20 protein-coding genes and 6 pseudogenes are annotated in these 22,498 nt (G+C 62.5%); 15 read left to right on the top strand and 11 right to left on the bottom strand.

All coding sequences use genetic code 11. The features are described 5' to 3' along the window. Nucleotides 1–100 precede the first annotated feature (100 nt). The 3 genes and pseudogenes from typA to irrA all read right to left on the bottom strand — a co-directional run bounded on the left by typA (nucleotide 101) and on the right by irrA (nucleotide 2,691). Nucleotides 101–1,918: a translational GTPase TypA gene (gene typA, locus ACZ1HK_RS04800; RefSeq protein ID WP_472627694.1), complete on the bottom strand. Its 1,818-nt coding sequence runs from the start codon at nucleotides 1,916–1,918 to the stop codon at nucleotides 101–103. Between the two features lie 116 nt (nucleotides 1,919–2,034). Then, a complete protein-coding gene (locus ACZ1HK_RS04795) occupies nucleotides 2,035–2,271 on the bottom strand; it encodes a hypothetical protein (RefSeq protein WP_472627693.1) in 237 nt (78 codons plus the stop codon). Beyond that, a pseudogene (irrA, locus tag ACZ1HK_RS04790) lies at nucleotides 2,271–2,691 on the bottom strand (iron response transcriptional regulator IrrA). The gene ACZ1HK_RS04795 and the pseudogene irrA overlap by 1 nt, the downstream one beginning before the upstream one ends. Nucleotides 2,692–2,883: 192 nt before the next feature. Here irrA and fabA point away from each other — a divergent pair. The 10 genes and pseudogenes from fabA to ACZ1HK_RS04740 all read left to right on the top strand — a co-directional run bounded on the left by fabA (nucleotide 2,884) and on the right by ACZ1HK_RS04740 (nucleotide 9,272). Next, a pseudogene (gene fabA, locus ACZ1HK_RS04785) lies at nucleotides 2,884–3,392 on the top strand (bifunctional 3-hydroxydecanoyl-ACP dehydratase/trans-2-decenoyl-ACP isomerase). 87 nt (nucleotides 3,393–3,479) lie between these two features. Continuing rightward, on the top strand, nucleotides 3,480–3,737 hold the full coding sequence (locus ACZ1HK_RS04780) for a hypothetical protein (protein ID WP_472627692.1): 258 nt from the start codon (nucleotides 3,480–3,482) through the stop codon (nucleotides 3,735–3,737). Between the two features lie 238 nt (nucleotides 3,738–3,975). Further along, nucleotides 3,976–4,341, top strand: a complete 366-nt coding sequence (locus tag ACZ1HK_RS04775; protein ID WP_472627691.1) for a M50 family metallopeptidase — start codon at nucleotides 3,976–3,978, stop codon at nucleotides 4,339–4,341. Further along, a complete protein-coding gene (locus ACZ1HK_RS04770) occupies nucleotides 4,329–4,529 on the top strand; it encodes a hypothetical protein (RefSeq protein ID WP_472627690.1) in 201 nt (66 codons plus the stop codon). Before ACZ1HK_RS04775 ends, ACZ1HK_RS04770 begins: the two co-directional genes overlap by 13 nt. 62 nt (nucleotides 4,530–4,591) lie before the next feature. Beyond that, complete coding sequence (locus tag ACZ1HK_RS04765) at nucleotides 4,592–5,821, top strand: beta-ketoacyl-ACP synthase II (protein WP_472627689.1); 1,230 nt, start codon at nucleotides 4,592–4,594, stop codon at nucleotides 5,819–5,821. 9 nt (nucleotides 5,822–5,830) lie between these two features. Next, nucleotides 5,831–6,619, top strand: coding sequence for an enoyl-ACP reductase FabI (locus ACZ1HK_RS04760; protein WP_472627688.1), 789 nt, complete (start codon nucleotides 5,831–5,833; stop codon nucleotides 6,617–6,619). A 155-nt stretch (nucleotides 6,620–6,774) separates the two neighbouring features. After that, nucleotides 6,775–7,465: pseudogene (locus ACZ1HK_RS04755) on the top strand (haloacid dehalogenase type II). Beyond that, complete coding sequence (locus tag ACZ1HK_RS04750; protein ID WP_472627687.1) at nucleotides 7,465–7,740, top strand: alpha/beta fold hydrolase; 276 nt, start codon at nucleotides 7,465–7,467, stop codon at nucleotides 7,738–7,740. The pseudogene ACZ1HK_RS04755 and the gene ACZ1HK_RS04750 overlap by 1 nt, the downstream one beginning before the upstream one ends. Beyond that, nucleotides 7,692–8,252, top strand: coding sequence for an alpha/beta hydrolase family protein (locus tag ACZ1HK_RS04745; protein ID WP_472627686.1), 561 nt, complete (start codon nucleotides 7,692–7,694; stop codon nucleotides 8,250–8,252). Before ACZ1HK_RS04750 ends, ACZ1HK_RS04745 begins: the two co-directional genes overlap by 49 nt. Nucleotides 8,253–8,297: 45 nt before the next feature. Next, a complete protein-coding gene (locus ACZ1HK_RS04740) occupies nucleotides 8,298–9,272 on the top strand; it encodes a threonine ammonia-lyase (protein ID WP_472627685.1) in 975 nt (324 codons plus the stop codon). Here the strand turns inward: ACZ1HK_RS04740 and ACZ1HK_RS04735 are convergent. The 3 genes from ACZ1HK_RS04735 to pcaD all read right to left on the bottom strand — a co-directional run bounded on the left by ACZ1HK_RS04735 (nucleotide 9,269) and on the right by pcaD (nucleotide 12,631). After that, nucleotides 9,269–10,252, bottom strand: coding sequence for an MFS transporter (locus ACZ1HK_RS04735; RefSeq protein WP_472627885.1), 984 nt, complete (start codon nucleotides 10,250–10,252; stop codon nucleotides 9,269–9,271). The genes ACZ1HK_RS04740 and ACZ1HK_RS04735 overlap by 4 nt on opposite strands. Nucleotides 10,253–10,538: 286 nt before the next feature. Further along, nucleotides 10,539–11,843, bottom strand: a complete 1,305-nt coding sequence (locus ACZ1HK_RS04730) for a lyase family protein (protein ID WP_472627684.1) — start codon at nucleotides 11,841–11,843, stop codon at nucleotides 10,539–10,541. Beyond that, nucleotides 11,840–12,631, bottom strand: coding sequence for a 3-oxoadipate enol-lactonase (pcaD, locus tag ACZ1HK_RS04725; RefSeq protein WP_472627683.1), 792 nt, complete (start codon nucleotides 12,629–12,631; stop codon nucleotides 11,840–11,842). Before pcaD ends, ACZ1HK_RS04730 begins: the two co-directional genes overlap by 4 nt. 145 nt (nucleotides 12,632–12,776) lie before the next feature. On the opposite strand from pcaD, the gene ACZ1HK_RS04720 reads away from it, so the two are divergent. Next, nucleotides 12,777–13,862, top strand: a complete 1,086-nt coding sequence (locus ACZ1HK_RS04720; protein ID WP_472627682.1) for a Zn-dependent alcohol dehydrogenase — start codon at nucleotides 12,777–12,779, stop codon at nucleotides 13,860–13,862. A gap of 85 nt (nucleotides 13,863–13,947) precedes the next feature. Further along, nucleotides 13,948–15,169: pseudogene (locus ACZ1HK_RS04715) on the top strand (mandelate racemase/muconate lactonizing enzyme family protein). A 60-nt stretch (nucleotides 15,170–15,229) separates the two neighbouring features. Here ACZ1HK_RS04715 and ACZ1HK_RS04710 read toward each other — a convergent pair. From ACZ1HK_RS04710 to ACZ1HK_RS04695, 4 genes and pseudogenes are all read right to left on the bottom strand, one after another. After that, nucleotides 15,230–15,997 (bottom strand): FadR/GntR family transcriptional regulator, encoded by a 768-nt coding sequence (locus ACZ1HK_RS04710; protein ID WP_472627681.1) that lies wholly within the window; start codon nucleotides 15,995–15,997, stop codon nucleotides 15,230–15,232. A 132-nt stretch (nucleotides 15,998–16,129) separates the two neighbouring features. Beyond that, entirely contained in the window at nucleotides 16,130–16,789 is a 660-nt protein-coding gene (locus ACZ1HK_RS04705; protein ID WP_472627680.1) for a YiaD family glycine zipper/OmpA-like lipoprotein, read from the bottom strand. A 123-nt stretch (nucleotides 16,790–16,912) separates the two neighbouring features. Beyond that, nucleotides 16,913–17,775 (bottom strand): annotated as a pseudogene (locus ACZ1HK_RS04700) (methylated-DNA--[protein]-cysteine S-methyltransferase). A 177-nt stretch (nucleotides 17,776–17,952) separates the two neighbouring features. Next, nucleotides 17,953–18,536 (bottom strand): annotated as a pseudogene (locus tag ACZ1HK_RS04695) (Hint domain-containing protein). A gap of 636 nt (nucleotides 18,537–19,172) precedes the next feature. Between ACZ1HK_RS04695 and nth the strand changes: the two are divergent. The 3 genes from nth (at nucleotide 19,173) to ACZ1HK_RS04680 (ending at nucleotide 21,642) form a co-directional block, all read left to right on the top strand. After that, complete coding sequence (nth, locus tag ACZ1HK_RS04690; protein ID WP_472627679.1) at nucleotides 19,173–19,832, top strand: endonuclease III; 660 nt, start codon at nucleotides 19,173–19,175, stop codon at nucleotides 19,830–19,832. A gap of 93 nt (nucleotides 19,833–19,925) precedes the next feature. Beyond that, complete coding sequence (locus ACZ1HK_RS04685; protein ID WP_472627678.1) at nucleotides 19,926–20,918, top strand: adenosine kinase; 993 nt, start codon at nucleotides 19,926–19,928, stop codon at nucleotides 20,916–20,918. 46 nt (nucleotides 20,919–20,964) lie between these two features. Continuing rightward, a complete protein-coding gene (locus tag ACZ1HK_RS04680) occupies nucleotides 20,965–21,642 on the top strand; it encodes a cyclic nucleotide-binding domain-containing protein (RefSeq protein ID WP_472627677.1) in 678 nt (225 codons plus the stop codon). Here ACZ1HK_RS04680 and ACZ1HK_RS04675 read toward each other — a convergent pair. Next, a complete protein-coding gene (locus ACZ1HK_RS04675) occupies nucleotides 21,609–22,319 on the bottom strand; it encodes a cyclic nucleotide-binding domain-containing protein (protein ID WP_472627676.1) in 711 nt (236 codons plus the stop codon). The genes ACZ1HK_RS04680 and ACZ1HK_RS04675 overlap by 34 nt on opposite strands. Between the last annotated feature and the right edge of the window lie 179 nt (nucleotides 22,320–22,498).

Genomic DNA, 22,498 nt, shown 5'->3' with positions numbered 1-22,498 from the left:
CATTTCTATATTTATAGAATTATAGAAATGCTTCAGGGCCATATTTTATTGGGTTTTCTGCGCAAGCCTCGCCCGTATCACGCGTGATACCGCGTGCACCTCAACCCGCGCGGGCCTGCCGTTTGCGCTCGTGTGGATCAAGATAGCGTTTGCGCAAGCGGACCGCGTTGGGCGTGACCTCGACCAGTTCATCATCATCGATATAGGCAATCGCCTGCTCCAGCGACATCGTCACCGGCGTGGTCAGCTTCACCGCCTCGTCCGTGCCAGACGCGCGCACGTTGGTCAGCTTCTTGCCCTTCAGCGGGTTCACTTCCAGATCATTGTCGCGGCTGTGCTCCCCGATGATCATCCCGGTGTAGACCGGGGCCTGCGCGCCAATAAACATCTTGCCGCGATCCTCAAGGTTCCAAAGGGCAAACGCCACGGACGAGCCGTTTTCCATCGAAATAAGAACGCCCTGACGACGGCCCGGAATGGCACCCTTATGCGGCGCCCATTCGTGGAAAACGCGGTTCAGAACGCCCGTGCCGCGCGTGTCGGTCAGGAATTCTCCGTGATAGCCAATCAGGCCGCGCGACGGGACATGCGCAATGATGCGCGTCTTGCCAGCGCCGGCAGGCTTCATCTCAACCAACTCACCCTTGCGGGAACCCGTCAGCTTTTCGATCACAGCGCCGGAATAGTCGTCGTCCACGTCAATGGTGACTTCTTCAACCGGCTCACACCGTTCGCCGTCGATCTCCCGGAACAGAACCTGCGGGCGGGAGATGGACAGCTCAAAGCCCTCACGCCGCATATTCTCGATCAGAACGCCCATCTGGAGTTCGCCGCGACCGGCGACCTCGAAGGCTTCACCGCCCGGCGTGTCGGAGATCTTGATGGCGACGTTTGATTCCGCCTCTTTCATCAGACGCTCGCGGATCACGCGGCTTTGGACCTTCTTGCCATCGCGGCCCGCCAAAGGGCTGTCGTTGATGCCGAAGGTCACGGTAATCGTCGGTGGATCAATGGGTTGCGCTTCCAGCGGTTCATCGACCGCCAGCGCGCAGATCGTGTCTGCGACCGTGGATTTGGTCATGCCCGCGAGGGACACGATGTCACCGGCCAAAGCCTCTTCAATGTCTTGCTGTCCCAGCCCCCGGAAGGCTTGGATTTTCGTGACGCGGAACTGTTCGACCTTTTCGCCCAAGCGCGAAAGCGTTTGCACAGTCTGCCCGACCTTGAGCCGCCCGGATTCCACACGCCCCGTCAGCAGTCGGCCCACAAACGGGTCCGCGCCGAGGGTCGTGGCGAGCATGCGGAAATCATCGTCCTGCTTGGCGATCTGCTTGGGCGGAGCGACGTGGTTGACGATCAGGTTGAACAGCGCGCTCAGGTCCTTGCGCGGGCCGTCCAGTTCATGATCGGCCCAACCGGAGCGGCCAGAGGCATACATGTGCGGAAAGTCGAGCTGATCTTCGTTGGCATCAAGATTGGCAAACAAATCAAAGACTTCATCAAGCGCGCGGTCAGGCTCTGCATCCGGTTTGTCGACTTTGTTCAAGACCACGATGGGGCGCAGGCCCAAGGCCAGCGCCTTCGACGTCACGAACTTCGTCTGCGGCATGGGCCCTTCAGCCGCATCGACCAAAAGCACAACGCCATCAACCATGCTCAGGATCCGCTCAACCTCACCGCCGAAATCGGCGTGGCCGGGCGTGTCCACGATGTTGATCCGCGTGCCCTTCCATTCGACGGATGTTGGCTTGGCGAAGATGGTGATCCCGCGCTCGCGTTCAAGGTCATTGGAATCCATCGCGCGCTCGGCGACGGCCTGGTTTTCCCGGAACGCGCCGGATTGCTTGAGAAGCTCGTCCACAAGCGTGGTCTTGCCGTGGTCAACGTGCGCGATGATCGCGATATTGCGGAGGTCCATGGGAGGATGGCCTTTGGGTCATGAGAGAAGTTAGCGCGGCGCTTAGGCGGTTTTGGCCGCAATGGCTAGGGTGAAAGGGTAGGGCGCGGCAAAACACTTTAAAGAAGGGCGCATGTTCAGCGCCGGATCGTGTTCACCACCGCTATCGCAAACAGGATCGCAAAGATCACCGCCATCGGGCCCCAGACGAAACCGCTGGTCGTGTAATTGATGCCATCCTCGCTGACCCAACAATTGCCGCGGTCGTTGAAGCAGTCGCGATGTCGCCAGTAGCGGTCGTAGAAGGCGAACGTGAAGATAATCGTGAAAGCGAAGGATATGACCGCCGCAATACCTGCGCCGAGCCGACCCATCAGCCCTTTTTGCGCAACCGGATCACAACGTCGACCTTGGCGATCTCGTAACCGTCCGGGACGGTTGGCAACGCCTTGATTTCAAGCTCAGCCGCTGGCGCATCGGTCAGCGCATTGCTTTCTTCCATGTAGAAGTGCGGGTGGTCATCGACACGCGTGTCGAAATAGCTGCGGTTTCCGTCGACCGTCACTTCCTGCATCAGCCCCGCGTCACAAAACGCGCGCAGTGTGTTGTAGACGGTTGCCAGCGACACCCGGTCGCCCGTTCCCAAAACCGCTTCGTGCAGAGCCTTCCGCCGTGACATGCCGATCCTGCCCGTCGCCGACCAAGAGCGACGCCAATGCAAGGCGCTGCCGCGTCGGGCGCAGTTCAGATTGGCCGAGCCAGGTTTTGGAGCGTTCGAGGGCTTCGGGGGTCATTTTCCCGGGGCTTTCTACTTTGGTCTGGCTATATATATGGCCTTTTGCGACCGCTTTGCAAACACAGCCGTGAATGTTCATGCGACTATGGTGCACGATCCTGTGTCCGGACCGACCCTTGCACCTGAAATGGCACGGGTGCTAGACGGGGTGAGCGCCTGCAAATGGCAGGGACAAACGACCGGGGGGCATATGGCCGACTATCCGACGAGTTTCGACAAGGAAGATCTGCTGCGCTGCGCACGGGGGAGCTGTTTGGCCCCGGAAACGCGCAATTGCCAGAACCACCGATGCTGATGATGGACCGGATCACCGATATTTCCGGCGACGGCGGGGCGCACGGCAAGGGCCATGTGCTCGCCGAATTCGACATCACGCCGGAGCTTTGGTTCTTCGACTGCCACTTCCCCGGCAACCCGATCATGCCTGGCTGTCTGGGTCTCGATGGTTTGTGGCAGCTGACTGGCTTCAACCTGGGCTGGCGCGGCTGGACCGGGCGCGGCTACGCGCTGGGCGTGGGTGAGGTGAAGCTCAAGGGCATGGTGCGCCCCGACCGCAAGATGCTGACCTACAAGATCGATTTCACCAAAGCGATCCAGACGCGGCGCCTGACCATGGGCGTGGCCGATGGCATCGTGGAGGCCGATGGCGAGGTGATCTACGAGGTCAAGGACATGAAGGTCGCGCTGAGCGAGAGTTGATGGTGTGCACAAGCCGTTTCGAACACTTCCTTGGTTGCTTCATGAGTTTGCTCAACCGCCGGCGCGAATGCACAGCAACACCCGAGAGTGAACGTCTTTTTCGGCGCGGACTACATTCTGCATCCGATTGCGATTAAATCCGCGTGCGACGGCGTGATTGATGCTGATCTGTCGCGGCTGCAGACGGTCATGACTGCGTTTCCCGAAGATGCGAATGATGCAGGCATGCAAGAAATGCTCGACGCATTGCTGGCCGTTGACGACATGGCGGATCTTGTCGGGGCTTGGGCTTTCGCCGCAGCAAATCGAAGCGTTGTGCGCGGCGGCTTTGGAGTTAGATCTTGAATGGCTGACCCCGCAAAGTGTTGTTGCAACAGAACCTAACATGTCCGCAGTTCAAGCAGCGGCTTGGGCAAATTTTTGGGAAGTGGTCGGCGCACTTTGAGTAACGCGCTCGAATATCTCCGCGGCCACTGGCAGCTCCTCGCGATCATTGTCATCGTCTTCGCCCTCTGGTCCACGCCCATCGTCCTGCCGCTCAAGTTCCTCGTGGTATATTTTCCACGAGCTTTCCCACGCCCTCATGGCCATCCTGACCGGTGGCTCGGTCGAGAGCCTTTCCGTGAACTTCCAGCAAGGCGGTGAGGTCTGGACGCGGGGCGGGTCGCGGTTTTTGACGCTGACAGCGGGGTATTTGGGCTCGCTTTTGATCGGCGTGGGACTGCTGCTCATCGCGCTCAGGGGCCGGATGGACAAGGTGGTGCTGGCGGGGCTTGGTGTGATTATGCTGATTACGCTGCTGCTCTACGTGCGTGACATCCCGGCGCTTGTGATTTGCGGATTAACGGGTGCGGCCCTGATCGCGGCCTCACGCTATTTCAGCCATCAGATCTGTGATTTGATCCTGCGCGATCATCGGGCTGAGCAGCCTGATCTATGTGCCCTATGACATCTGGGACGATACGATCCGGCGCGCACTACCTGCGCTCGGACGCGCGGATGTTGGCGGAAGAAATCGGCGGCACAACGATGCTTTGGGGCGGGTTGTGGTTCCTCATCAGTCTCGCGGTCATCGGTTGGTGTCTGGTGCGCGGGCTTGGGCGCGAGAGCAATATCCACTTCTCCCGCCGCGGCTAACTGGTTGCGCCGAGGGGGGCGAGGGCCTAGATACCCAACCAAAGGCTCAAGGGGGACCGCGCATGCGTCGTGTCGTTGTGACTGGGTTGGGGATTGTCTCACCCATCGGGAATAATGCCGAAGAAGTTGAAGCGAGCCTCAGGGCCGGACGCTCGGGCATCGAGGCGAGCCCGGAGATGGCCGAACATGGCTTTCGCAGCCAGATCGCGGGCACCCTGAAGATCGACACGTCCGAGCATGTCGACAAACGCGCGCTGCGGTTCATGGGGCCGGGCGCGGCCTATGCCCATATCGCGATGGGGCAGGCCATTGCCGATGCGGGGCTGGATGAGGCTGACGTGGTCAATGAGCGGACGGGCCTTGTTGCAGGCTCCGGCGGCCCGTCGACCAGCGCGATGTTCGCGGCCCATCAGACGGTGCTGAAAACGGGTGCCACAAAGCGGATCGGGCCTTTTGCCGTGCCGAAATGCATGTCGTCCACGATCAGCGCCAATCTTGCGACGGCCTACAAGATCAAAGGCATCAACTACTCCATCACCTCGGCCTGCTCGACCTCGCTGCACTGTATCGGCAATGCGGCCGAGCAGATCATGATGGGCAAGCAGGATGTGATGTTCGCCGGCGGCGCGGAAGAGCTCGACTGGACGCTCTCGTGCCTCTTCGACGCGATGGGGGCGATGTCGTCGAAATATAACGACACGCCGGAACGCGCGTCCCGTGCCTTCGACGCCGATCGTGACGGGTTTGTCATTGGAGGCGGCGGCGCGATCTTGGTGTTGGAAGAACTCGACCGCGCCGTGGCACGCGGCGCGAAGATCTACGCGGAAGTCACTGGTTTTGCAGCAACGTCTGATGGCCACGATATGGTGGCCCCGTCCGGTGAAGGCGGCGAACGCGCGATGCGACTGGCCTTGCAGACCCTGCCCGAAGGACGCTCGGTCAGCTATATCAACGCACACGGAACCTCGACGCCCGTGGGCGATGTGGGTGAGGTTGAGGCCGTGCGCCGGGTGTTCGGCGAAGGCTCCACACCACCGATCTCCTCGACCAAGTCCATGACGGGCCACGCCCAGGGCGCAGCCGGAGCGCTGGAAGCGGCATTCTGCCTGCTGATGCTGGATGGCGATTTCATCACGCCGTCTATCAATGTGGAAACGCTGGACCCGGCGCTGGCTCCGGACGAGATTGCCACGACTTATGTCGAAAACGCAGGCCTCGACAGCGTGATGACGAATTCTTTCGGGTTCGGGGGCACCAACGGCTCCATGATCCTGAGCCGATTTGAGAAGTGAGATTGCAAGATGGCTGATTTGATGAAGGGCAAGCGGGGCCTTGTGATGGGCGTCGCAAATGATCGGTCCATCGCCTGGGGCATCGCCAAGGCGCTGCACGCAGAAGGCGCGGAACTGGCCTTTTCGTATCAGGGCGACGCGTTCGGCAAGCGGGTTGAGCCTTTGGCGGCGTCACTGGGCAGTGACTTCATGGTCGACGTGGATGTGAATGACGACGCCAGCATGGATGCCTGTTTCGGCGCGTTGAAAGACCGTTGGGGAACGCTGGATTTCGTCGTCCACGCGATTGCCTATTCGGACAAGACTGAGCTGACGGGCCGGTTCACCAACACCACGCGGGCGAATTTCCAGAATTCGCTTACGATTTCGTGCTTTTCGTTCATCGACGTGGCCCGGCGCGCAGCGGAGTTGATGCCGGATGGCGGCTCGCTCCTGACGTTGACTTACCAGGGCTCGAACCGCGTGACGCCCTTCTACAATGTGATGGGTGTGGCCAAGGCGGCGCTGGAATCTTCAGTTCGCTACCTGGCGAATGATCTGGGTCCTCAAGGTGTGCGGGTGAATGCAATTTCTCCGGGGCCGATGAAGACGCTGGCCGGTGCCGCGATCGGCGGCGCCCGCAAGACCTTCAAGGCGACGGAGGCCAATGCGCCGCTGCGCTCGAACGCAACGCTTGAAGCGGTGGGGGGGACGGCGGTTTATCTGGCCTCCGACTATGGCGCCTGCACGACCGGCGAGATTGTCGTTGTGGATGGCGGTTTCCACGTGCTGAGCATGCCGCAGCCCGAGAACCTCTGATCAAATTGCGCCGCTTGCGCGGCATTCGATTTTGTAGCGTGTGGGGGCGCTGCCCCCGTCGCGTTCCGCGACTCCCCGAGGTATTTTGAAAACGAGGAAGGGTGGCGTTGCAGGGCCTTTGGGGCCGTGGCAGTGTCGTCTGACAGGGGGATGCGATGTCGGATATCAAGGTCTGTGTGTTTGATGCCTATGGCACGTTGTTTGATGTGTCAGCGGCCGCGCGCGCGCTGTCGGAAGAGCCGGGGCGCGCGGCGTTTTCCAAAGTCTGGCAACAGGTTGCTGCCGATTGGCGGGCCAAGCAGCTGAGCTATTCCTGGCTGCGCGCGGTGGCGCGGGACTATGTGGATTTCTGGCAAGTGACGCAGGACGGGCTCGACTGGGCGCTGGAGCGATCGGGGCTGGCGGAGCCTGAATTGCGCGAGGCGCTGTTGGGGCTCTATTGGCAGTTGGCGGCCTATCCAGAGGTGCCGTCGATGCTGGCCGCACTGAAACGCGGCGGCGTGCAGACGGCGATCTTGTCGAATGGATCACCCGATATGCTGGCCGGTGCGGTCGAGAGTGCCGGCATTGGCGCGTCATCTGGATGCCGTCTTGAGTGTTGCGGATGTGGGCATCTTCAAGCCTGATGCGCGCGTTTACGACATGGTCGGTGCACGATTTGGATGCGCGCCGGACGAGGTCCTGTTTGTCTCGTCCAATGGGTGGGATGCCGCATTCGGCGCGGCCTACGGGTTCGACACATTGTGGGTGAACCGCGCGGGCGAGCCGGTGGATCGCTTGGGCTCCGTGCCGGGCCGCGTGGCCGATGATCTAAGCGGCGTGCCGCAGATTGTAGGGCTGTCGTGATGGATTTTGTTACAGCGGCAGATGGCGTTCGGCTGGCTTATGATGATCAAGGTGAGGGCGTGCCCTTGCTGTGCCTTCCAGGCCTGACGCGCAATATGGATGATTTTGAACCGGTGCTGGACCACTACCGCGACCGCGCGCGGGTGATCCGGATGGATTTCCGCGGGCGGGGGCATCGGATCATGCCGATTATGCCACCTACACGCCGCCGCAGGAGGCGCAGGATGTGGTCGCTCTGCTCGACCATCTCGGGATCGAAAAGGCTTGCATTCTAAGCACGTCGCGGGGCGGATTGGTTGCGTTGATCCTGGCCGCCATGGCGCGCGACCGCCTATCGGGCGTGATTTTCAACGATATCGGGCCGGACATCATGGCCGAGGGCCTTGCCGTGATCATGGACTATATCGGCAAGCCGCCCGCCTTCACTTCCCTCGCAGAAGCGGCCGCGGCCATGCCCGCGCTGTACGAGGGCATCTTTCGCAATGTGCCTGGCCGCCACATGGGTCGATTTCGTGCGCCGCATCTGGCGGGAGGAGGGCGGCGCGCTTGCACTTGCGGTATGACCCCAGGCTGCGCGATGCGGTCGCGCCCGCCTTTGCGCCGGATTTCAAGGCGCCGGATTTGTGGCCGCTTGTTTGAGGCCATGGCAGGTTTGCCCCTAGGGCTGATCCGGGGCGCGCAGTCCAACATCTTGTCGGCTGAGACCGCGTGCCGAGATGCGCAGGCGGCGCCCGGATATGGCGTTTGTCGAGCTTGGGGACCGGGGACATGTGCCATTCCTCGATGAGCCCGGCGCGCGTGCCGTAATTGATACGGTGCTGGAGCGTGTCGCATGATCGGGATCGCAGATATTGAGGCCGCTGCAGACCGGGCAAAGAGCGTCGTCCGGCGCACGCCGCTTTTGTCATCGCCATTTCTGGACGATATCGCCGGGCGGCGGGTCTTCCTGAAGCCCGAGGTCTTGCAGCACACGGGCTCTTTCAAATTTCGGGGCGGCTGGTCGGCCTTGTCGGCGATGGACGCGGACACGCGCGCGCGCGGCGTTGTGGCGTTCTCCTCGGGCAATCACGCGCAGGGCGTGGCGCTTGCAGCCAAGATGCACGGCGTGCCTGCTGTGATCCTGATGCCCGCGGACGCGCCCGTATTGAAGATTGAAAATACACGCGCATTGGGCGCAGAAGTCGTCCTCTATGACCGGGCCGGTGGCGAAAGCCGGGAAGAGATGGGCGAAGCCCTGCGCGTGGAACGCGGCCTGACGCTGGTGAAGCCCTATGATGAGCCGATGGTGATCGCGGGCCAAGGCACGTGCGGGTTAGAGATTGCGGAGCAGGCGGCGGAGCACGGCGTGACCCACGCGACGGTTTTGACCTGTTGCGGTGGTGGCGGGTTGACCGCGGGGATTGCAACCGCGCTGGCCGCACGTGCGCCGGACATGGTTGTCCGGCCCGTTGAGCCGGAGGGGTTCGATGATGTTGCCCGCTCCCTCGCCTCCGGCGGGATCAAGGCCAATAATGGCCCCGAGGTTGGTCTGTGTGATGCGATCCTGACCCGCGCGCCGGGGAAAATCACCTTCCCGATCATGGCCGCTCGATGCGGTCCCGGCCTCGTCGTGACGGAAGAGGAGGCCAAATCTGCCATGCGTCACGCGGCCAACCGCCTCAAGCTGGTGGTCGAGCCCGGCGGCGCTGTTGCGCTAGCGGCGGCCCTGTTCCATGGCGACGCGCTGGTCGATGGCCCGGTAATCGCAACGCTGTCGGGCGGAAATGTCGACCCGGAGCTTTTCGCGCGGATCATGGCAGAGGCTTAAGCGCGCGCGGGCGATCCGCTGCGCCGTGTGGCGGCGAAGATTGCAAAGGCGCCTGCCATCAGAATGGCCGCCAGTAGGAAGGGCGCGCCGGGCAGGAAAGGGTCTGCCCCGTCGCGGGTGAACCAGAAGAACGCTTGCGTCATCATCACAGGGCTCAGGATCATCGACAGCGATGAGATGGAGGAAAGGACCCCCTGTAGTTCACCTTGTTGGTCTGCACCTGCGGCCCGGCTCATCACGCCCTGCATGGCCGGGGCAACCAGCGCGCCGCAGGCTGAGATCGGGATCAGCACCCAGATCATCCAGGGCTGGCCCGCAACACCATAAGCCACAAGGCATGCGGTGTTCAGGATCAGGCCGAAATAGACGGCGCGGGCCTCGCCCAAACGGGCCAGAACGGGCCGGATCAACCCACCTTGAACAACCGCCATCGACACGCCGTAGATGGCGAGCGAAAACCCGACAATCCCGGTGCTCCAGCCAAAGGCGGCTTGCGTGAAATAGGCCCAGATCGCGGGATAAACGAAGTTGGCGGTCTGGTAGGCGAGCATAACGCACAGCAGCGCGAAGATGCCGGGCAGTTTCCCAATGAAGATCAGGCCGCCGATCGGGTTCGCCCGCAAAAGCTGGAACGGGCGGCGCCGTTCTTTCGGCAGGCTCTCGGGCAGGGCGAAATATCCAAAGACGAAGTTGGCAGCGGCCACACAAGCGGCGGCAATGAACGGCGCGCGCGGGTCAAGATCACCCAACAGGCCGCCAATCAGCGGGCCCAGAATGAAGCCAACCCCGAACCCGGCAGAGATCAGACCAAAGTTCTGGGACCGTTTCTCGGGTGGCGAAATATCCGCCATATAGGCCAGCCCCGTGGCGTGGGTGCCCGCCGCGACACCGGCAATGATGCGTCCCAGCAGCAATAGCCAGATGGTAGAGGCGACACTCATCACCACATAGTCGAGGGCGAGAACCGCCATTGATATCAACAAGATAGGCCTGCGCCCGAAACGGTCCGACAGATTGCCGAGCGCCAGGCGCGCACAGGAACTGCATCACGGCATATGTAAAGGAAAGGATCCCGCCCCAGGCCGCGGCCTGTGCAAGACTGCCGCCCCGGACCTCGGATATCAGATCCGGCATGACAGGTAGGATCAAGCCAATGCCCATCGCGTCGATTGTGACGGTGATCAGAATGAAAAGGGTGGGAAGGCGCATTCAGCTCTCGCTTTGGTTGTGTCAACTTAGATTGACACACGCTTTACGGCAAGAGGTCTAGAGCGCGGCGCGGACGGCCTTGGCAAACGCGCGGGCTTCAGTCGGGGCTTGGCCCAGATTGGGCAGGTCCGGCATCTCGATATCGGGATGGGCGTCCGCGACCAGCTTGGACAGGTCTGAACCGGTAGACATGGCCTTTTGCGCAAGCTTCTTCACCAGGGACTGCGCCGCCGGGCGCCCGATTTGCTCGGCCAATGCGAAAGAAAGCGCCTCGGCATGCAAGGTTCCATGCGCAGATGTCAGGCCGGCGACCATGGCGTCCCGGTCGGGTGTCAGCGCGCTCAGGGTTTCGACCATCAAAGCGGCGGATCGCGCCGCCGCCATGACCAGCGCGGGCAGGGTCAGCCACTCCGTGAACCAGCCCGCACCATCGCGTGCCTCGGTATGAGGCTGCATCAGAATGGCGGTCTGCGCCGGTGCAAAGCGCGACAGGGCAACCAGAACCGACGGACCAACCGGGTTTTGCTTTTGCGGCATCGTTGACGATCCGCCGGCGCCGTCCAGACGCAGCTCCGCCACATCAGACCGCGCGCCAATCAGGATGTCCGTGCCAATCTTTCCACTGCATAAACAAAGGCTTTCAAGCCATTGGGAAAGCTCGATGATCCGGCTTCGGTCGCTATGCCAGCTCGCCCCAGGATCAGACAGCGCCAGCGCTTTGGCCAATGCGCCACGCAACGCAACCGGATCATGTCCCAATTGACTTGCCGTGCCCGCGGCCCCGCTAAGCGACACAGCCAAGGCGTGGTCCCGCACGCCATCCAGACGCTCCAGCATCCGCAGGATCGGCCAGCCCCAACTGGCCAGTTGCGCCCCGAAACTCGAGGGCACCGCCGCCTGCCCATAGGTGCGGGCGACTTGACCAGTGTCCGCTTCGTGCTCGGCCATGTCGGCAAGCTGCGACAGGGCGGTCCTTAGACGATCTTCGATCAGCGCCAGAACCTGACGCATCCGCAACATCAGACCTGTGTCCTGAATGTCCTGGCTCGTCGCGCCCCAATGCAGGTACTGCCCGTGCTCCGGTGCGTCGAGCGCTTTGCGAAACGCCTGGACCAGCTCTGGGATAACCACACCATTCGCGCCACCAAGGCCGTCAGGGTCGATCTGAAGTTCCATGGCCGCGCGGTGTAGAAATGCGCCGGATATCTCGGGGATCAGGCCCGCCTCACCCTGGACCTTGGCCAATGTGCCAAGCACAAGCATCAGCGCGCGCACCTCGGCCGTGTCGGTGAAAAGCCGCCCAACCTCCGCATCGCCAAACAGGTGCCGGTGCATGGTGCTATCAAAGGGCGAAACGCTCATACCAAATGCCCGTTATCCTTAAGAAAACCTGCCAGAAGCGCCGCGTAGTCCTGCGGTTTCTCTGCGCACGGCAAGTGTCCAACATTGCGCATCAACTCGAACCGTGCGCCCGGGATCAACTCCGCCAGTTCGCGCACCAGATCGGGCGGCGTGGCGCCATCCCGGTCGCCTGCGATCACCAGGGTGGGCAGGCGCAAGGCGGCCGTAGTGCTGTAGAAATCGCTGCCTGCGATTGCCGCGCAGCAGCCTGCATAGCCCTCTTCTGGGCAGGTTTCGACCATGCGCCGCCACGGATGCACCGCGTTTGAGGTGCGGAAGGCAGGGGCAAACCACCGCTCCATGATCGCGTCAGACATCGCAGCCATCCCGCCTGCGCGCAGGGCCGCGATCCGGTCTTCCCACATCTCGCGCGTGCCAATCTTCGCGCCCGTGTTAGACAGCACAACCGCGCGCACCAGGTCCAAGCGCTTGGCCGCCAGACCTTGGGCAATCATGCCGCCAATCGACAGGCCCACAAAGACCGCATCGCGCACCTCCAACGCATCCATCACGCGTTCCGCATCCCGCACCAAGGCGCCCATGCTGTACGGCGCGGGCGGGCACGTGCTCAGCCCATGGCCGCGCTTGTCATAGCGGATCAGGCGCAAGCCCGCGGGCAGGGCGGCGACAACACCGTCCCATAGCCGCAGGTCGGTTCCCAGCGAATTGGCAAACACCACTGGCGGCCCGTCGGCCGGGCCATCAACCTGCACGTGCAAGGCGACATCATCGAAGCTCAAAACATCCATGGCCCCATCTCCGCCAAACGAGCCGCCGGGCGCAAGCCCCTCCCGCCACGGCAAGGTCGCAAACCCACCGCGCCATGACGCGTTCCGGCCCGCTTGCGCAAGGCCCCCGCGCGATGCTTAGGTACAAAAAATGGGGAGGGGCCCGATGCCCAAACAGATCCGCGCCGCCGTTTGCCATGCCTTCGGCGACCCGCTGAAAATCGAAACGCTGCAGCTGCGCGACCCCGGCCCCGGTGAGATTGAGGTGAGCCTGGACGCCGTGGCGATCTGCCATTCCGACATTTCCTACATGGAAGGCGCATGGGGCGGCGATCTGCCTGCGGTCTATGGGCACGAGGCCGCTGGGCGCGTAACGGCGCTTGGCGACGGGGTCACAAGCGTTGCTCTGGGAGACCGGGTGATTGTGACGCTGGCCAAATCCTGCGGTGGCTGCGCGTCCTGCGCCTCGGCGCAGCCGATGTATTGCTCAGGCAATCAACCTGAAGCGCCCGTATTGACCACGGCTGAGGGCGGCGCCGTGACGAAGGCGATGAACTGCGGGGCCTTCGCCGAGAAGGTCGTGGTCGATCCCAGCCAGACCGCCCCCATCGGCGACAATATCGGCTCCGAGGTCGCGTGCCTTCTTGCCTGCGGTGTGCCCACTGGCGTCGGCGCCGCAATCAACACGGCCAAAGTGCGCCCCGGCGACCGCGTTGTCGTGATCGGCGCAGGCGGTGTGGGGCTGAACGCCATCCAGGGTGCCCGCATCGCCGGTGCCGCGCGCATCGTGGCCATGGACCTTGAAGAAAAGAAGCTGACAGACGCGCTGGAATTCGGCGCGACCGACACGCTGCTGGCGTCTGATCCGAAGCCGCACAAGGCGCTCTTCAAGATCCTTGGCGGCCACCTGGCGGACCATGTTTTTGTCTCCGTCGGGGCCATTCCCGCCTACGAGCAGGCCCTGCGCCTTTTGGCCCCGCGCGGCACCGCCTATGCCGTTGGCATGCCCCATACAGGCGATACCACGCCATACGAGCCGGTGATTTTTGCCGCCACCGGTCAGGGCATCCGCGGCTCATACCTTGGTGAGATTGTCCTCAAACGCGACATTCCGTGGATGGTGGATCTGCACAGCCAAGGCCGCCTGAAACTGGATGAACTGGTCTCGCGGACCTGGTCTTTCGACCAGATCAACGAGGCCATCGCCGATACAAATTCCGGGCAAGCCCGCCGCAATGTGATCGTCTTCTGATCCACCCAAAATCCGGCCGCGCCCCTCTTTGTTCCCCGAAAATGCCGGGGGGCTTGGGGGCTGGCCCCCAAAGGTCTCAGCGCCCATGCAACTTGATCGGCTCGAAATCTTCCCCGTTGCCCCGCCACCACCTGGCTGGGGCGGGCGCTATTGGCTGATCGTCCGTGTCACAACGGCCTGCGGCATCACCGGCTTGGGGGAGGTCTATGCTGCAGGCGTCGGGCCAGAGGCCATGGAAGCGGTCATCGGGGACGCCTTCTCACGTCACATGCATGGGCAAAGCCCCGAAGATATCGAGCTTATGTCCCGCCGGGTGCACTCCTCAGGCTTTACGCAACGGCCAGACCCAACGGTCTTCGGCGCTTTTTCGGGTCTGGAAATGGCATGCTGGGACATCGTGGGAAAAGCCCGCGCGCGCCCTGTCTGGGCGATGCTCGGCGGGCGCATGAATGATCGGCTGCGGGCCTACACCTACCTCTACCCCGAACCGCATCACGATCCGTCAGGCTTCTGGGTTGACCCCGATGCCGCAGCCGAAGCGGCAGCCGCGCGCGTGGCTGAGGGGTGGACCGCCGTCAAATTTGACCCGGCCGGCCCCTACACGATGCGCGGGGGGCATATGCCCGCCCTGTCTCGACATCGAGCTGTCCGCGCGCTTTTGCGCGGCCATCCGCGCCGCCGTCGGGACGCGCGCCGATCTGCTTTTCGGCACCCACGGCCAGTTCATTCCCGGCGGCGCCATCCGTCTGGCCAAAGCCATCGAACCCCATGATCCCCTCTGGTTCGAGGAACCGATCCCACCCGACAATCTGCCCGGTCTGGCCGAGGTTGCCGGACAAACCTCTATTCCCGTGGCCACGGGCGAGCGGCTGACCACCAAAGGCGAATTCGCCCTCGCCCTGCGCTACGGCGCGCGCATTTTGCAGCCCGCCCTTGGGCGGGCGGGCGGCATTTGGGAGGGCAAGAAAATCGCTACGCTCGCGGAGGCCGCTGGCGCGCAACTGGCCCCGCATCTTTACGCGGGCCCCGTGGAATGGGCCGCCAATGTGCATTTGGGCGTATCCTGCGTGAACCTGCTGATGGTTGAGGCGATTGAAACCCCGTTCCACGAGGCGCTGGTGACCGGGCGACCCAAAGTCGAAAACGGGTTCGTCGCCGCGCCCGAAGCACCTGGGCTTGGGATCGAGTTGAACGACGATCTGGCCCGCGCCAATCGCTATACCGGCGATCGCCTGCATCTGGAGATGCAGGATGCCCCCTGTGATTGGCAGAACGGGAATGCCTTTGCGGGTGGCTCTGCCGATTGAGGGCTCGCACGCGGAAAACGCGCGTTTTCCGGTCCGTTTTTCGTACGAAAAACGGAGCGCCTAGCGCTCGCGCTCCTGCGCGTAGCGAAGGCGCGCGACCTGTTCGTTCTTTTCCGAGGATCGCAACGCGGACAGTTCTTCGGTTACATAATCCAGATGGGCCGTGACCGCCGCTTTGGCCTGCGACGGCTCGCGCGCCTGAATGCCTTCGTTGATCGCCCGATGCTGGTCCAGCAACATGTCCCGCGTCGTGCGGTTCTTGAACATCTGCTGGCGGTTGTAGAACACGCCTTGCCGCAACAAATCGAAGCTGGCGCGCATCATGTGCAGCAAGATCACATTATGGCTGGCCTCAATGATGGCCAGATGGAACTCGGCATCCAACTCTGCCTCGTCCGACGGGTTCCGTTTGCGATGCGCCACTTCCATCTTCCGAAAGATCGTGTCGATCACCTTCAAATCCGTATCCGAGCCCTGGATGGCGGCCCGTTCGGCGGCGATCCCTTCAAGATCCTTGCGAAAGTCGATATAGTCGAAGATCGCATCATCATGGGCGCTGAGCAATTCGATCAGCGCTGGCGAAAAGGCCGATCCAAGCACGTCGGCCACGTAGATGCCGGCGCCCGCGCGCGTGGCAAGCAAACCCCGGTTCTGTAGCTCGGCCACCGCCTCTCGCAGGGACGGGCGTGACACGCCAAGCCGCTCGCTAAGCTCGCGCTCGGACGGCAGCCTGTCACCGGGACGCAAGATGCCGCGCAGGACAAGCTGCTCGATCTGCTTGACCACGGATTGCGACAGTTTCTCGGCTTCTATGCGCTGGAACGGCATGGCACCCCTCAGGAATTGGTCAAATGGTATGACCACTTTACCACCAGTGTCTAGGGACGCCCTGCGCGGGGAAGCAATGAAAAAGGGCCCCCAGCAGGCAGAGGGCCCCGCTTTCCGTTTCCTGTCAGCCGTTTAGCGCGGGCGAATGATCACCTCGACCCGGCGGTTCTGTTGCCGGCCATCGGGCGTCAGGTTGGTCGCAACCGGATCATCCTCGCCCCGTCCAATGGACCGCACGCGGAAGGGGGCAACGCCCGCCTCCAGCAGAACACCGGCCACAGCCTGCGCGCGGCGGGTCGATAGATCCTGGTTGTAGGCGGCGGACCCGGTATTGTCGGTATGGCCTTCCACGATCACGTCCGTGTCGGGATACTGGTTCAGGTTCGAGGCAAGTGCGCGCAGATCGCTTTGCAGGCCTGCGCGGATCGCAGCCGAGTCGATGTCGAACAGGATGCCTTCGGGCATGGTGACGATCAGCTCGGAGCCCGTGTTTTCGATCAGGATATTCTGGTTGTTGAGCGAGCCGCGCAAATCCTGCGCCTGCCGGTCGAGCGCGTTGCCAATCGCCCCACCTGCGGCCGCGCCAATCGCCGCGCCAAGTACGGCGTTCCGGCCCTGATTGTCATCGTCCGCGGTGGCCCCAAGGAAGCCGCCCAGAATGCCGCCGATCACGGCACCGTCGCGGGTGCGGTTGGCGTTGGGATCACCGGGGCTGAGCGTGTTGCCCACACAGCCCGAAAGCGCCAGCGCGCCCGCGCTTGCCAGAAGGAGGGGTTTGAAAAGATATGCCATGGCCTTGCCTTTGCTGTCGCCTGTGCCCCGTTTCCAGAGGGGTCATTGCAGGCCAGTATAGCGAAGGCACGCATGTGGGATAGGGGGAAACGCGCGGGCGGCGCGCCAGAGGCGGAGGCGCGCCTAGGCGGCGCCCTCCTGATCGCGCTCGGTTGTTGCTGCCTCCCAGGCCAGCATGGCGCGTTTGACCGGCAGACCCCAGTGATAGCCGCCAAGCCCCCCGATTTGCGCAAGGCGCGGTGGCAGGGGATCAACCAGCTGATCGGGTTGCGCCCCACGGCGGTGCCGACGGCGCGCACCGCGCGGGGCTTGCCTATGGCGCCAGCGATTTCGCTGTAGGTCGTGACATGGCCCGTGGGGATGTTGAGCAGCGCCTCCCACACCTTGATCTGAAAGGGCGCGCCGATCAGCGCAAGACGTACGTCACCGCCTGCACCGAACGCGGCATCCGCCAGCGGGCGGATGGCCTGCACATCTTCAACATAGGTCGCATTCGGCCAGCGATTGCGCAGGTCTGCCATGGTCGGCTCTGCCCCGGTTTCCGCCGCAAATCCGATGCCGCAAATACCCTTGTCCGTGGCCATGACAAGGGCTGGTCCGAACGGGCTGTCGCACCACCCCCAGCGGATCGTCAGCCCCTGACCGCCCGAAGCATAGGCCCCAGGGCTCATCGCTTCCCACCGGATGAACAGGTCATGCAGCCGTCCGCCGGACGTCAGCCCGGTCTCATTGACGGTGTCCAGCACCGTGAACCGCTCGGTCAACAGGTGGCGGGCATGATCAAGGGTCAGGTATTGCTGATACCGTTTGGGACTGACGCCGACCCAACCCGAAAAGGTCCTTTGGAAGTGCGCAGGGCTCATGTTCAAAGCCGCCGCCAGATCATCAAGCGATTGGTGCGGATCCGCGTCAATCAGATCGAGGGCACGGCGCATCACCTGAAAGTGGTAGCTGCCAGATGGGTCAAGTTGGGCGTGATCGTTCATGGGCAAAGCTCTCCTTGCCCGACAATCTAGGGAAGCCTGCGGCGCGACGCGACCCGGAAGCTGCGGTAATACATCACGACCTTGCAGTGCCGCGTCCGTCGGGCGATGGCGGCAATCGAATTCCGCAACGGGGCTTTAGGCCAGTCGCCCCTTTTCGGGCCACCGGACTGAGGTGGATCAAGCAACGGCCAGGTGAGCGGAAGCCTCAACCGTGTCCGCGACGTCTCCTGGCCACACCAGGACCGCTGGAAAACCTCCGGGTTTGAGTGCGCGGGCTTCCCGCCCTGTCAGGCACAGACGGGTTGTTTGCGCATGGCCCGCCGCCAACGAGCGCGCGAGCTGCCAGGGTGGGGATGGGCTCAGTATGCTGGTCTGTTCGCCCAGTAACAGGCTTTCCAGCGCGATATTGCTCGCGGTCAGAACCTCATGCCGGTCAAACAAAAGGTGGTGGTAGGCAAAATCTGCATCCAGCGCGACTTCCGCCACGCCGGGCCAATGCAACAGATGTTTGGCGGCGACGAAAACCTCGTCCACGCCAAACAATAGGGCGCAGGCAGGGCCAGCGAGTAAAACGCGATGTTGGGGTGAAATGCGTGTGACCTCAGCCGGGGTGTCGGGCCCAAGGGCACCGGGCTGAATCTCGATCGGCCGCGGGACGTAAGGGTCCCCCCAACCTGGCGCAGGCCCCGCCAGCGCACGACCTGCCACCCATTGTCTTGTGTCCAAAGGTCGTCGCCCACGCTGATCCAGTCGATCGGCATCATGCCGTCACGCGTCAAAAGCATCGTACCGGAAACGAAACAGGGCACCGATTGCGCCTCGTACTGCGAATAGGTCAACCGGTTATCGTTGTCGAAATTCCCGCCCGGTGCGTTGTCGATATCAGTCTCGGACAGAAACGTATACGCGACCCCGGGTTCAAGCTCTTGCGACGGAGAATAGCCTATGAGTTGGCCTTCAATTTCGATGCGGTCGATCCATATCTGGGTGCCGTCGGGCGCTTGAATAACTGCGAAGGATTCCGCGTAGATATTGCCTGAGGTGATTGGCGTCCCATCAGGTTTGACCGCCGACCCGGTCTGATTGGCGTCTTCGCCAAATTCATCCGCTTTTTCGTCACCGTCCATGAATTGGTCATCGTCGTTGACGGTGACCAGGACACGGTCTTGGGTGAAATCGTAATCCGACGCGAAGGTGAAGGTTCCGCTGCCGGGATCATACGGCAGAGCGTCGGGTGAATAGATGTAGAATTGCGAAGTGGCCATGCCGATACCTGCGGTTTGCGAACTGTCTCGCGGAGCGCAGTGAACAAAGCTTGAACGGCTCGCCCCGATTTACGAACAATTCGATCCATCACTCCCCCTTGTCGCGCTGCGCCGCACAGGTCAAAAAGCCCCATGGCAAAAGTGCAAAAACCCCTCGACTACCAGACGATCTACGAAATCTTCTCGCGCTTCCGCGATGCCGAGGATCATCCCAAAGGGGAGCTTCACCACGTCAACGCCTATACGCTGGTGGTGGCGGTTGCCCTTTCGGCGCAGGCAACGGATGCGGGCGTGAACAAGGCCACGGCCGCGCTCTTCAAGGTGGCCGACACTCCACAAAAGATGCTCGACCTGGGGGAAGAAAAGCTGATCGAGCATATCAAGACGATTGGCCTGTTCCGCAACAAAGCGAATAACGTGATGAAGCTAAGCCGTATCCTGGTGGAGGATTACGGGGGTGAGGTGCCCTCTAGCCGCGCGGCGCTGCAATCCCTGCCGGGCGTAGGGCGCAAAACGGCCAACGTGGTGCTGAACATGTGGTGGAAGCACCCCGCCCAAGCGGTCGACACCCACATTTTCCGCGTAGGCAATCGCACACGGATCGCACCGGGCAAGGATGTCGATGCGGTGGAGCGTCAGATCGAGGATAATATCCCGGCCGAATTCCAGCTCCACGCGCATCACTGGCTGATCCTGCATGGCCGCTATATCTGCGTGGCCCGCAAACCCAAATGCGGCGCCTGCCTGATCCGCGATTTGTGCGTGTTCGAGGATAAGACGGACGCGCCGTAACACGCCCACCCGAACGCGGAGGCTTTGGGTGCTTGAGGCGCGAGGGACGAGCCTCTAAACAGCTTGGAAACTTGCATTTCAGGACCCCATGACATGACCCAAACCTACGACCTTGTCGGCATCGGCAATGCAATCGTCGATGTGATCAGCCACGGCGATGACAGTTTTCTCGACAATATGGGCATCGAGAAAGGCATCATGCAGCTGATCGAGCGGGAACGGGCGGAAATCCTCTACGGTGCCATGCAGGATCGGGTCCAGACACCGGGCGGCTCGGTCGCCAACACGGTCGCCGGTGCGGGCACGCTGGGGCTGAAGACGGCCTTTCTGGGCAAGGTGAAGGACGACGCGCTGGGGCGGTTTTACGCCAAGGAAATGGTGGACGAAGGGATCGCCTTTCCCAACCCGCCAACCGATGGCGACGTGCCGCCAACGTCGCGCTCGATGATCTTCGTCTCGCCTGATGGTGAGCGGTCGATGAACACCTATCTCGGCGCTGGTGCGGATTTTGACGAAGGCGATGTCGATGCGAGCGTCGCCGGCAACACGCGCTTCCTGTTTCTCGAAGGCTATCTCTACGACAAGGATGAGGGCAAACGTGCCTTCACCGCGGCGGCCCAAGCCTGCCACAATGGCGGCGGCAAGGCTGGTATTTCGCTGTCAGACCCGTTTTGCGTGGACCGCCACCGCGACGATTTCCGTCGCCTGATCACGGAAGAGATGGAGATCACACTCGGCAACGAGGAAGAATGGCTGTCGCTCTATCAGACCGATGACCTCGACGCCGCCCTTGGGCAGGCCTCTGCCGTGTGTGAGACGGTGGTCTGCACCCGCTCGGGCAACCCGGTCGTTGCGATCCACAAGGGCACACGGGTCGAAGTTCCTGTCACGCGCGTCACGCCCGTTGACGCGACAGGCGCCGGTGATCAGTTCGCCGCCGGGTTCCTTTACGGGCTTGCGACGGGCCAGACGCTCGAGACGTCCACGCGCATGGGGGTCGCCGCCGCGGCCGAAGTCATTGCCCATGTCGGCCCGCGTCCCAAACGCTCCCTTCGGACCGTATTCTCGGAGGCTGGCCTGATTTGAAAACGGCACCGACGCATAAGCGATTGGCGGGGCAATGCCCGGTCTGATGGACAGCCTCACCGTTGGTGGGGGATCCTTGTGGATCCTCGCCATCGGGCTGGTGTTCAAGCTGACGGGCTTCGCTGTCCGGGACGAGTTGGCGCTGCGTGTGCTGGTGGTCTGCGGCTTTATCTGTGACGCGGGGTACTACTTTTTCCGCGCCGATCCGATTGTCCCCTCTGTCCTGTCAAACATCGCGCTCTTGATGGTCAACGTGATCCTCATCGCCGCGATCCTGATCGAGCGCACGACCTGGCGTATGACCCCCGATGATCGGGAGGTCTTTGTCCTGTTCCCAACCCTCACCCCCGGTCAGTTCCGCCGTCTTCGCAAGATGATGCAAACGGAACAGGCCGCTCCGGGGACGCAATTGACAGCGGAAGGGGCCGGCGTGGACGAGTTGATGCTGGTCTTCACCTCCGAGCTTACGGTCGAGAAGGGCGGGCAGAGTTTTCCTATCGCGGGTCCCGCCTTTGTGGGCGAGATCGCGTTTTTGACAGGCGAGGCGTCCAGCGCCACGGTCACGCTGCCCCATGGCGGCACGGTTTTGCGGGTCGAAAGCGTCGCGTTGAAGAAACGCATGGCGCGCTCGCCCGCCTTCAACAACGCCATGGTTGCGCTGTTCGGGCACGAATTGGCGCGAAAGGTTGCCTATTCCGCCCCGATGGATCGGGCCGCGCCCTGACTGGCCGTGGCGCGGTTGGCCAGATCGATCTTGCGCTGTGCCTCAATCTGCAACGCGCCCGAGACGGCCAGCGAAAAGTCGTGATCCGCCTCCAACTCGCGGATCAAGGCCGCACGGGGCAGGGTGAAAACCCGCGCCTCTTCCGTGATCTCGACATCCGCGGTGGCATCTGCGCCGTGCATGATGGTCAGTTCGCCAATCAGTGCCCCGGGTCCCAGGGTCGCGATATCACCCCCATGGGCGCTGACGCGGGCCTGACCGGTCGCGACATAAACCAACTCATGCACCGCCTGGCCCTGCCGGGTCAGCACGGTTCCGGGGCTGATGGTCTGCCAGCGCCCAAGCCGTAGGAACTTTCGGGCCAAGTGCGGCGGCAGGCTGGCGAAATGGGCGCTCAGAAACACGCGCTCTTCCTCTGAGAACCGCGTATTGCTGCGTTCCCAGGCCATGCGGGTCAGACCAATGATCGACAGAACGATCCAGGACAGACTGATCAGCATCTGTGACAGGTTGAAGGCGTCCACCAAGCTCAGCATGATGAACACCGCGCCAAGCATGTTCAGAACAGTGTAGGTCACGGAAGACCCGCGCAGCAGGCCGAATTGCAGGGCGGCGTAGGCCACGAGATACAGGGCAACGCCCAGAAGGCCCGCGGCCGTCCAGATCGAGAAATCCATACTGCACATCCTTTGCAGCGGTGAAGGGGCGCCCGTGCCAAGCGGAACTGTGGCGCGCATTCCGGCCTTGTGTCAAATGCGGAAACGACAGGCGAAGGGTTTGCTACGACACGAAAATTCGGCCAATGTCCCGCGATAGCCCCGCCAGGAACCGGAGACCGGGACCCGTGATCATCGAT

The organism is Gymnodinialimonas sp. JB5-7 (genome assembly GCF_055693405.1).
The sequence above is the reverse complement of the archived record's forward strand: the minus strand, read 5'-3'. Positions and strand labels throughout refer to the sequence as shown.

What these genes read in the sequence shown, in the direction of transcription:
- typA (WP_472627694.1), bottom strand. Translation starts at nt 1,918, where the DNA reads ATGGACCTCCGCAATATCGCGATCATCGCGCACGTTGACCACGGCAAG.
- ACZ1HK_RS04795 (WP_472627693.1), bottom strand. Translation starts at nt 2,271, where the DNA reads ATGGGTCGGCTCGGCGCAGGTATTGCGGCGGTCATATCCTTCGCTTTC.
- ACZ1HK_RS04775 (WP_472627691.1), top strand. Translation starts at nt 3,976, where the DNA reads ATGGCCATCCTGACCGGTGGCTCGGTCGAGAGCCTTTCCGTGAACTTC.
- ACZ1HK_RS04770 (WP_472627690.1), top strand. Translation starts at nt 4,329, where the DNA reads ATGTGCCCTATGACATCTGGGACGATACGATCCGGCGCGCACTACCTG.
- ACZ1HK_RS04765 (WP_472627689.1), top strand. Translation starts at nt 4,592, where the DNA reads ATGCGTCGTGTCGTTGTGACTGGGTTGGGGATTGTCTCACCCATCGGG.
- ACZ1HK_RS04760 (WP_472627688.1), top strand. Translation starts at nt 5,831, where the DNA reads ATGGCTGATTTGATGAAGGGCAAGCGGGGCCTTGTGATGGGCGTCGCA.
- ACZ1HK_RS04750 (WP_472627687.1), top strand. Translation starts at nt 7,465, where the DNA reads ATGGATTTTGTTACAGCGGCAGATGGCGTTCGGCTGGCTTATGATGAT.
- ACZ1HK_RS04740 (WP_472627685.1), top strand. Translation starts at nt 8,298, where the DNA reads ATGATCGGGATCGCAGATATTGAGGCCGCTGCAGACCGGGCAAAGAGC.
- ACZ1HK_RS04730 (WP_472627684.1), bottom strand. Translation starts at nt 11,843, where the DNA reads ATGAGCGTTTCGCCCTTTGATAGCACCATGCACCGGCACCTGTTTGGC.
- pcaD (WP_472627683.1), bottom strand. Translation starts at nt 12,631, where the DNA reads ATGGATGTTTTGAGCTTCGATGATGTCGCCTTGCACGTGCAGGTTGAT.
- ACZ1HK_RS04720 (WP_472627682.1), top strand. Translation starts at nt 12,777, where the DNA reads ATGCCCAAACAGATCCGCGCCGCCGTTTGCCATGCCTTCGGCGACCCG.
- ACZ1HK_RS04710 (WP_472627681.1), bottom strand. Translation starts at nt 15,997, where the DNA reads ATGCCGTTCCAGCGCATAGAAGCCGAGAAACTGTCGCAATCCGTGGTC.
- ACZ1HK_RS04705 (WP_472627680.1), bottom strand. Translation starts at nt 16,789, where the DNA reads ATGGCATATCTTTTCAAACCCCTCCTTCTGGCAAGCGCGGGCGCGCTG.
- nth (WP_472627679.1), top strand. Translation starts at nt 19,173, where the DNA reads ATGGCAAAAGTGCAAAAACCCCTCGACTACCAGACGATCTACGAAATC.
- ACZ1HK_RS04685 (WP_472627678.1), top strand. Translation starts at nt 19,926, where the DNA reads ATGACCCAAACCTACGACCTTGTCGGCATCGGCAATGCAATCGTCGAT.
- ACZ1HK_RS04680 (WP_472627677.1), top strand. Translation starts at nt 20,965, where the DNA reads ATGGACAGCCTCACCGTTGGTGGGGGATCCTTGTGGATCCTCGCCATC.
- ACZ1HK_RS04675 (WP_472627676.1), bottom strand. Translation starts at nt 22,319, where the DNA reads ATGGATTTCTCGATCTGGACGGCCGCGGGCCTTCTGGGCGTTGCCCTG.